The organism is Longimicrobium sp. (assembly GCF_036399935.1).
In the GTDB taxonomy this organism is placed as follows: domain Bacteria; phylum Gemmatimonadota; class Gemmatimonadetes; order Longimicrobiales; family Longimicrobiaceae; genus Longimicrobium.
The window spans coordinates 18,172-27,180 of the sequence record NZ_DASWMD010000004.1 but is presented as its reverse complement, the minus strand read 5'-3'; the positions used below and the strand labels follow the sequence as shown (position 1 = coordinate 27,180).

General features: G+C 72.7%; 6 protein-coding genes. 4 read left to right on the top strand and 2 right to left on the bottom strand.

Going from position 1 to position 9,009, the window contains the following annotated elements; genetic code table 11:
- Nucleotides 1-244: 244 nt before the first annotated feature.
- A complete protein-coding gene (locus VGB24_RS01505) occupies nucleotides 245-2,914 on the top strand; it encodes a PAS domain S-box protein (protein ID WP_331071185.1) in 2,670 nt (889 codons plus the stop codon).
- A gap of 461 nt (nucleotides 2,915-3,375) precedes the next feature.
- Here VGB24_RS01505 and VGB24_RS01500 read toward each other — a convergent pair whose 3' ends face one another.
- Together VGB24_RS01500 and VGB24_RS01495 are read right to left on the bottom strand one after the other, a co-directional pair.
- The gene (locus VGB24_RS01500; RefSeq protein ID WP_331071184.1) at nucleotides 3,376-3,870 is read right to left on the bottom strand and encodes a hypothetical protein; all 495 of its coding nucleotides are present in this window, start codon (nucleotides 3,868-3,870) and stop codon (nucleotides 3,376-3,378) included.
- A gap of 35 nt (nucleotides 3,871-3,905) precedes the next feature.
- Entirely contained in the window at nucleotides 3,906-5,447 is a 1,542-nt protein-coding gene (locus VGB24_RS01495; protein WP_331071183.1) for a pre-peptidase C-terminal domain-containing protein, read from the bottom strand.
- 192 nt (nucleotides 5,448-5,639) lie between these two features.
- Here VGB24_RS01495 and VGB24_RS01490 point away from each other — a divergent pair, with 192 nt between their 5' ends.
- The 3 genes from VGB24_RS01490 (at nucleotide 5,640) to VGB24_RS01480 (ending at nucleotide 8,983) form a co-directional block, all read left to right on the top strand.
- Nucleotides 5,640-5,873 carry a hypothetical protein gene (locus tag VGB24_RS01490; protein ID WP_331071182.1) on the top strand — a complete coding sequence of 78 codons (234 nt, stop codon included), beginning with the start codon at nucleotides 5,640-5,642 and terminating at the stop codon, nucleotides 5,871-5,873.
- 256 nt (nucleotides 5,874-6,129) lie between these two features.
- Nucleotides 6,130-7,935, top strand: a complete 1,806-nt coding sequence (locus VGB24_RS01485; RefSeq protein ID WP_331071181.1) for a methyl-accepting chemotaxis protein — start codon at nucleotides 6,130-6,132, stop codon at nucleotides 7,933-7,935.
- Complete coding sequence (locus VGB24_RS01480; RefSeq protein WP_331071180.1) at nucleotides 7,925-8,983, top strand: BMP family ABC transporter substrate-binding protein; 1,059 nt, start codon at nucleotides 7,925-7,927, stop codon at nucleotides 8,981-8,983. The genes VGB24_RS01485 and VGB24_RS01480 overlap by 11 nt, the downstream gene beginning before the upstream one ends.
- The last annotated feature ends 26 nt before the right edge of the window (nucleotides 8,984-9,009 follow it).

Genomic DNA, 9,009 nt, shown 5'->3' with positions numbered 1-9,009 from the left:
GATCGTTTCGGCGGTTCTCGCCGCGCATTCCGAGCGCATCCATCACCCCATCGAGCGGCGTTCCCGGGTGGGAACAAAGATGTCATGCAGATGCCGACGGAATGCGCGAAACGGGCGCTGCCGTTGCGCTTTGGGAACCGAGACGGGGGTTGTTGAGGGGGGCGGCCGCCCCGACATTTCGTGCACGCGATCTTCGCCGAATTGCCCCTCTTTCGGACACCCCCGCGCCCCCGCAGGAATGCCCATGCAGGCCACGCTTCCCGTCACGGAAACGCTGTTCGCGCGCGCACCCGTTCCGCTGTGGGTGGTGGACGCCGGGACGGGCGAGGTGCTCGACGTGAACGACGCGGCGTGCCGCGCGTTCGGCTACACGCGCTGCCAGTTCCTGGACCTGGGGCCGGGGGAGATCGGGCCGCTGCCGCCGCCAAACGGCCATGGGGCCGCGCGGCGGCTGCGGCGGGGCGACGGCTCCGAGATCCACGCCGAGCTCGCGGCGGAGTGGGTGGAGGTGGAGGGCCGGCCAGCGTGGCTGGTGAGCGCGCACGACGTTACCACGCGCGTCGATGCCGAGCGCGAGCGGCTGCAGGCGGAGCGCGCCCGGTTCGACGCGCTCTTTCGCGATGCGCCGGCCATGGTCGCCGCGGTCGAGGGGCCGGACCACGTGTTCACCGTGGCGAACGAGCCCTACCAGCGGCTGGTGGGGCGCAGCGACCTGCTCGGCAAGCCCGTGCGCGAGGCGCTGCCGGACCTGGAGGGGCAGGGTTTCTTCGAGCTGCTGGACCGGGTGTACCAGACCGGCGAGCCGTTCGTGGCCACCGCCGTGCCCATTCGCATGCAGCACCGCCGCGGCGTGCCGGTGGAGGAGCGGTTCGTGAGCTTCGTCTACCAGCCGGTCCGCGGCGCCCGGGGCCAGGTGACCGGCATCTTCGCCCACGTGGTGGATGTCACCGAAGAAGTGCGCATGGAGGCGGCCCTGCGCCGCAGCGAGGCGCGCTTCGAGCGGATCGCCTCGAAGGTGCCGGGGATGGTGTACCAGTTCGCGCTGCACCCCGACGGGTCCACGTCGTGGCCGTACGTAAGCGAGGGTGCCAGCAGCCTGTGCGAGGTGGACCGCGCCTACGTGGAGCAGAACCCGTCGTTCATGCTGGAGCTGGTGCTCCCCGAGGACCGGCCGGCGCTGCACGCCGCCATCGCGGCGTCGGCGGCCACGCTGCAGGATTTTCGCTGGGACGGCCGCATCCGCACGCCCAGCGGCGACGTACGGACGGTGTACGCCACCTCCCGCCCCGAGCGCCACCCCGACGGCACCGTCGTGTGGGACGGCCTGATGCTCGACGCCACGGACCGCGTGCGGGCCGCCGAAGAGCTGCGGCAGTCGGAGGAGCGCTTCCGCATCGCGGCGCGGGCCACCAACGACGTCGTGTGGGACTGGGACCTGGTGCTGGGGCGCCTGGTGTGGAACGAGGCGCTGGAAACCGTCCTCGGCCACCGTAAGTCGGGTGCCCAGGGGGCGGCCGACTGGTGGATCCAGCAGCTGCACCCCGACGACCAGGAACGCGTGGTCGCCGGCCTGTACGAGGTGGTGGACGGGAACGGGGCGTCGTGGCACGACGAGTACCGCATCCGCCGGGGCGACGGAGGGTGGGCCACGGTGCTGGATCGCGGCTACGTGCTGCGCGACCCCGACGGCACCGCCGTGCGGATGATCGGGGCCATGGAAGACATCACCCGGCGCAAGCAGCTGGAGGCGCAGCTGGTGGACGCCAAGCGGCTGGAGTCCGTCGGGCGGCTGGCGGGGGGCGTGGCGCACGACTTCAACAACCTGCTCACGGCCATCACCGGCTACACCGAGATGCTCCTGTCGGACGTGGAGCCGGGGGGCGAGATGCACGCGGACCTGATGGAGATCCGCAACGCCGCCGCGCGCGCCACGGGGCTCACCCGCCAGCTCCTGGCCTTCAGCCGCCGGCAGGTGCTGCAGCCCCGCGTGCTCAACCTGAACGCCACCATCCGCGACCTGGAGCGCATGTTCCGCCGGCTGCTGCGCGAGGACGTGCGGCTGCAGGTGGAGCTGGACCCGGCGGCGGGGCAGGTGCGGGCCGATCCCGCGCAGGTGGAGCAGGTGCTGCTGAACCTGGCGGTGAACGCGCGCGACGCCATGCCTGCCGGCGGCACCCTGCGCATCGCCACCCGCGCGGCCGTGGTGGGCGCGGGCGACGGCCTGTGCGCCCCGCCCGTGAACCTGAAGCCGGGCCGTTACGTGGTCATCTCGGCGTCGGACACGGGCGAGGGCATCGCCCCCGAGGTGCTGCCGCAGATCTTCGAGCCGTTCTTCACCACCAAGCCGGCGGGGCTGGGCACCGGGCTGGGGCTGGCGACGGTGTACGGCATCATCAAGCAGAGCGGTGGCACCGTGTGGGCCGAGAGCGAGCCCGGCCGCGGCGCCACCTTCCACGTGTACCTTCCCGCGACGGACGAGCTTCCCGGCGCCGTGACCGCGCTGCCGGCGCGGACGCCCACGGCGGGTACTGGAACCGTGCTGCTGGTGGATGACGACGCCGCCGTGCGCACCTTCGTCCGCACCGTGCTCTCGGGCGCGGGGTACCGGGTGATGGACGCGGCGGATGGCGCCCAGGCCCTGCACGTGGCGGCCGAGTGCGACGGGGCGCTGGACCTGCTGCTGACGGACGTGGTGATGCCGCGGATGGGGGGGCGCGACCTGGCCGACGAGGTGGCGCGCCGCTGGCCCGGCCTGCCGACGCTGTTCATGTCGGGCTACACGGACGACGCGCTGGCGGACCACGGGGTGCTGGATCCGACGGTGATGCTGCTGGAAAAGCCCTTCTCGCGCGAGGCCCTGCTGGAGCACGTCCGCGAGGCGCTCACCCGCGGCGCCGTGGTTTCCGCCGGCTGAAAGCGGTTGTCCACAAAAATTGGCACCCCCGTCGTTCTCGGCCCTCGGCTGCCGCGCCTGCCTTCGCTTTGGCGCCGATCCCGGCACGGGCGACTGAAGTCGCTGCAACAACGACCCGAAGTCCGCCTGCGCGGACTGGCTTGCTTTGGTGTGTGGGCAGTCAGTGTGGCACGTCCCAGCTTCGCACGCAGGTTCGGCGTACGGGACGGACCGGTGCACGAAGGCAGGTGTGTGGCGGATCCCTCCGTCGCTGCTGTCTTCGGCGTGGGGGAAGGTTCACCGGGACCGCTCTGTCGGGATGACAGCGGTGCGCGTCGGCAGCTGGCGTGCGTGCAGGTGAAGCCCCGGGCGGGACGCGACAGCGGCCCGAGCCGGGGCTTTCCGCTGGTCCAGCCGCGGGTTCACCCGCCCTTGGGGTTCCCCCCCCGCATCGCTCCGCGCCTTCGTGTCTATGCCGGCCGTTACGGCGTGGCGGCGGGCACTTCCAGGATGCGCCTGCCGCCCGGGTCCGTCGCCGCGGGCGCGCGGCGCTTCAGGAAGCCGGCGTTCGCGGCGGGGTTCAGGCTGAAGACGTGAAGCCCCGTCTGGCTGAACCCGTTGTCGTGCTTGACGGTGGCGGCCACCACCAGCCGCTGCTCTCCCGGCCCGTTCACCACCAGCTCCACCTCCACCGACACCTCCTGGCCCGCGGCCGCCGCGCCCGTCCACGCCACCGGGCTCGCCAGCGCGATGCCGTTTTCCCCGCTCACGTCCAGCGTCAGCGAGGGTGCCGACACGCTGGGAAGCCCCACGATCCGCACGCGCCGCCGCCCCGGTCCGGGGTCCGGCAGCGGCACCAGCTCCACGGTCACGGGCGCGGTCACCTTGTCCGTCCCGCTCAGGCGGAGCACGCCCGACTGGGCGGATGCGGGGAGGGCGGCGAGCATGCAGGCGGTGAAAAGGACGAGCTTCATCATGGGATGGATTCCGGGAACCGGTTGGGCGTGCGCGCTCAGTACCGCGCGACGAGCGAAAAGGTGCCCTGGTGGGCGCTGCCGGCCGGCAGCGGCGAGCCGCCCCTGCTCCAGCTCCTCACCTCCACCCGGTAGTAGCCGGGCTGCAGCTGCTGCTGGATGCGTTCGCTGTCGCCCACGCCGTTCACCGCGTTCGATTCGGCGACCGACTCGCCCGTCTCGTCGAACAGGTACAGGTCCAGGTCGGCGTGGTCCTCGTCGCGCGCTTCCAGGATCTTCAGCGTGATCGTCACCTGCCGCGCCGCCGTCAGGGTGAACCCGTAGTGCGCCGACGAACGGTACAGGTTGCTGCGCCGCGTGCTGCGGCTGTCCACGGTTCCCGTCACCGAGGTTCCCGCCGCCAGCGGCTCGGGGAACGGTTCGCGCGGGCGGGGCTCCTGGCCCACGGCGTAGCGGATGCCGCGCGTCTGCAGCGTGGCCGCCAGCAGCCGCCCCAGCCGGGTCTGCGCGCCCAGCACGTCGGCGTAGCGCAGCAGGTAGGCGTCCGGCACCTTGGCCAGCCCGGTGAACGCCGCCCACAGGGGAGCGAACCCCAGCGCAACCGAGTCGCCCTCCTCGCCCGCCGCGTCGTACCAGTCCCACAGCGCCGAGCCCACGGAGTGCTCGCTCCAGATGCCGGGCGCGTCGTCCTTGGGCGCATCCACCTCCAGGTCCATGTTCAGCAGCACCGCCTGCTTGCCGTGGATCACCCCCGTGTCGATGTAGTTGGAGGCGCCCGTGGCCGCCGCGCCGAAGAAGTTGCCCCACCCCTCCGACCAGGCCAGCCGCGGGTCCAGGCGCTCGCCGAAGCCGTGGCCGCCGCCGGGGCTGGGGTCGCTGGAAAAGGCCGACATCAGGAAGTGGCCGTACTCGTGGGCGATCACGTGGTCGTCGTACTCGTCGCTGTCTTCGCCGCGCTTTCCGTTGACGAAGACCGCGTTCTGCGAGCGGCGGAAGAAGGTGCCTCCCACGTACGCCGTGTCCCAGCGGATCTCCACCTTCGGAAGCACCACGCCGGGCTGGGCAGAATGAACCAGCGCGTTCGCCCGCGCGATCGTGGTGGCGATGTTGAAGGCGCCCGCGATGCGGCTGGCGTCCGTCGCCAGCAGGTCGGTGGTGACCGCGCGCCCGGGGGTGGCGGTCGCGGTCGCCGCCACCATGGCGAACTCCATCCGGTCGTCCACGCGCACTACGCTGGCGTTCTCCGTTTGCGCCAGCGCCCGCACGAACACCGCCTGCCGGCCCCGGAGCGTCACGGGGATCGTGTAGGCACCCTTCGCGTCCGTGAACCCGCTCCCCATCACCCGCCGCGAGGGCGAGGCCACCACCTCCACCCGCACCCCCGCCGCCGGCGTGCGCACCGGCGCCTCCAGCCGCAGCCCCGTCGGGCCCGCCGGCACCTTCTCGTACACTACCTTGCCGCGGAACGTGGTGGACTGCGCGGCGGCCGGGCTCGCGGCGGCGATCGACGCGGCGGCGCAGAGGAGAAGCGCGGCGCTGCGGCGGAGGCGGAAAAGGCGTCCGGCGGGGAAGGGGGTCACGGGGCCATCGGCGCGGAGGATGGGGGACCGGCGCGGGAGAGAATCGGCCGGTCCGCACAATCTGCTGCCGTTCCCGGCCATGTCAACCTTCATCATCCACGCCCCCCGAACGCGGACGAATCCGATGCGCCGGCACCGCTCGTATCCTCTCAGAAAGCCTGTTGTCGGGAACCCGGATGCGAGGGGGGGCCGGTGGCCGTACTGGAGCACAAGGTGGAATGCGTGGCGGCGTGGACGTACATCCCCGAGGAAGGCGTGATCGCCTGCCGCGGGTGCAGCCAGGTGTATGAGTCCACCCCGGAGCGGCGCTTCGCCGCGGACTTCGAAGCCATCCTCACCCGCCACATGCGGGGGATGGCGGACGAGGGATTGTCCCTGATCTCGCGCGAGGCGCGGACCCGCCCGCGGTGGGCCGTGAGCGAGTGAACGAAGCGGACCCTGGGGCATCCCTTGCGCATTACCCGCCCCAAATCGCGGAAGTGACTGCCGGGCTTGCATTTGACCCCGCCGCGCCGATCCGTTAGACTGGAATTCCCGTCCAACTGACCGGCCCGCGCGAGGAAGTGCATCGTGCTCGTCTCATCGCAAAAACGCCGCTCCCCGGAGCGGCTTACTTCGTTCTCGGTGCCTCCGTACGCGGGGCCGCCGACGAACCCGCCCGCTCCTTCGACGGCCGGACGCCATGGCCGTTAGCCCCTGGACCACGCTGGCGCGCACGCTGCTCGCCGGCGGACCGTCGCGCGCCCGCGCCCACCTGGGCGGACTGGGCTTTCGCGACCGCATGGAGATGCTCCCCCGGCTGGCGCTGGCCGCCCTGGCCACCGTGCTGGCCGTGGGCGCTTTCGCCGTGCTGCTGAACCTGCTGCAGGGCGAGCGCATCGGGTCGCGGTACGTGCCCGCGGTGCAGCTGGGCCGCAACCTGGGCGAAAGCGTCGAGGCGGTGCAGCGCGGGCTGCAGGACGCCGTGGCCCTGCGCGACACCGCCAAGCTTTCCGACACCGACACCCTGCGGACGCGCTACCTTCGCGACGTGGACGCGCTGCGCGGGACCGGGGCGGTCGACGGGGCGGAGACGGAGGCGCTCCGGGACAGCTTCGAGGCGTGGTACACCCTCGCCCGGGGGACCACGGCGCGCTTCATCGGCGGCGAAAGCAGCCCGGAGATGATCCGCGACCTGCAGGGGATGACCCGCGGCCGCGCCGCCCTGCGCGCCCGCCTATCCACCCTGCGGAGCGAGCGCGAGGCCGACATCGGGCGCGTGTTCGCGGCCTCGCGGCGGGTGGGCATCGTGGCCCTGGTCCTCGTCCTGGCCGTGGCGGCGCTCGCCACCTGGCTGCTCTGGCAGATCTCGCGCGGCGTGCTGGATTCCGTCGCCACCCAGGTGGCCGAGGCGGTGCGCGTGGCGGAGCGGGTGAGCGCGGGCGACGTGGAGGAGGAGGCGGAAACCGCGGTGGCGGCGGATGACGAGCTGGGGCGCCTGCTGGCCGCCATGCGCGGGATGACGGCGTACCTGCGCGAGATGGCGCACGCGGCGGACCGCATCGCCGCCGGCGACCTGGACGTGCCCGTGCACCCCCGGTCGGAGCGCGACACCTTCGGCCACGCGTTCGTGGGGATGACGGCGTACCTGCGCGACATGGCCGCCGTGGCGGGCGAGATCGCCGAGGGCAACCTGACGCGCCGCGTGCAGCCGCGGTCGGCGGACGACCGGTTCGGCGGCGCCTTCGCCGACATGCAGCAGCGGCTGGGCACGGTGATCGACGAGATCCGCGGCGCCACGCAGACCATGTCGGCCAGCGCCGCCCAGGTGGCCGCCAGCGCGCAGGAGCTGTCGGCATCCGCCACCGAGCAGGCGCAGGCCGTCCGCGAAACGGCGCAGGCGCTGGACGAGGTGAATGCCTCCGCCGGGCAGAGCGCGCAGCGCACCCGCGACATGCGCGGCGTGGTCCTGCGCGGCGCGGGCGACGCGCAGCTGGGCGCCACCGCCGCGGCCGAGACGATGGATGCCATGAAGCGCATCACCGATCGCATCTCCGTGATCCACTACCTGGCCGAGCAGACCAACCTGCTGGCGCTGAACGCGGCCATCGAGGCGGCGCGGGCCGGCGAGCACGGCCGCGGGTTCGCCGTGGTGGCCGACGAGGTGCGCCGGCTGGCCGAGCGCAGCCAGGAGGCGGCGCAGGAGATCGGCGCCATCGCGGGGAGCAGCCGGGAGATCGCGGAGCGCTCCGCCTCGGTGATGGCGCAGCTGGAGCCCATGATCCGCGAGGCCGCCGGGCTGATGGAAGAGGTGGCCGGCGCCTCGGTTCACCAGACGGAGCAGATTTCCCTGGTCCACTCGCGCACCGGCGACGTCGAGGGGATCACGCAGAGCAACGTGGCCGCGTCCGAAGAGCTCGCGGCCACGGCCGAAAAGATGGCGGCGGAGGCCGACCAGCTGGAATCGCGCGTCGCCTACTTCAAACTCCCGGGTGCCCGTGACCGCTGAGCGACTTCGTCCCTTCCTGCTGGCGCTCGCCACGCTGTCGCTCGCCGGCTGCGGCGGGGGAGAGACGGCGGGGACCGCCGCGGGGGACTCCGTGTCCGTGGGGCTGGTGCTGAGCAGCGGCGGCCGGGGCGACCGCGGCTTCAACGACGCCGCGCTCACCGGCCTGGCCGCCGCCGCCAGCGAGCTGGGCGCCGACACCGCCGTTACCGAGGCGGTGGGCGGCGAAGGGAAGCCCGACGACCTTCGCAAGTACGCGGAGGCGAAGCGCGACCTGGTGGTGGGCGTGAGCTTCATGGCCAGCGCGCCCGCGTTCGAGTTGGCGAAGGAGTACCCGTCGGTGCACTTCGCCGTGCTCGACTACTCGCCCGTGGCCGACGCGCAGGGGCGCGCCCAGCCGCCCCCCGCCAACCTGGCCGGCATCACCTACCGCTCCGAGGAGGGCGCCTTTTTGGCCGGCGCCCTCGCCGGGCTGATGACCCGCTCGGGCCGCGTGGGCTTCGTGGGTGGGATGGACGCGCCGGTGATCCGCCAGTTCGAGGCGGGCTACACGGCCGGCGTGCTGCGCGTGTGCCCCGACTGCCGTGTGGACGTGGCATTCGCCGGCACCACGCCCGCCGCCTTCAACGATCCCGCGCGCGGGCACGCGCTGGCCGCCGGGCAGTACGCCGCGGGCGCGGACGTAATCTTTCACGCTTCCGGTGGCACGGGCGCGGGCGTCTTTCGGGCCGCCCGCGAGTCGGGCAGGTGGGTGATCGGCGTGGACGTCGACCAGTGGGACCAGGCGCCCGGCCGCGTGCTCACCTCCATCACCAAGAACCTCGGCGTTTCCGTCCGCGGATTGGTGGGGCAGGAGGCCCGGGGCGCATTTCAGGGCGGGGTGGTGTCGCAGGGGCTGGCGGAAGACGCGGTGGGATGGATCTACGACGAGCGCAACCGCCCGCTGATCCCCCCGGCCGTCTACGCGCGGGTCGAGACGCTGCGCCAGGCGGTGATCGCCGGGCTCATCCAGGTGCCGCGCGTTCCCGAAAGCGCCAGCAAGGGCCCGTAGGACGAGAGGCGGACGAGGGGCCGGAT

What these genes read in the sequence shown, in the direction of transcription:
- VGB24_RS01505 (WP_331071185.1), top strand. Translation starts at nt 245, where the DNA reads ATGCAGGCCACGCTTCCCGTCACGGAAACGCTGTTCGCGCGCGCACCC.
- VGB24_RS01500 (WP_331071184.1), bottom strand. Translation starts at nt 3,870, where the DNA reads ATGATGAAGCTCGTCCTTTTCACCGCCTGCATGCTCGCCGCCCTCCCC.
- VGB24_RS01485 (WP_331071181.1), top strand. Translation starts at nt 6,130, where the DNA reads ATGGCCGTTAGCCCCTGGACCACGCTGGCGCGCACGCTGCTCGCCGGC.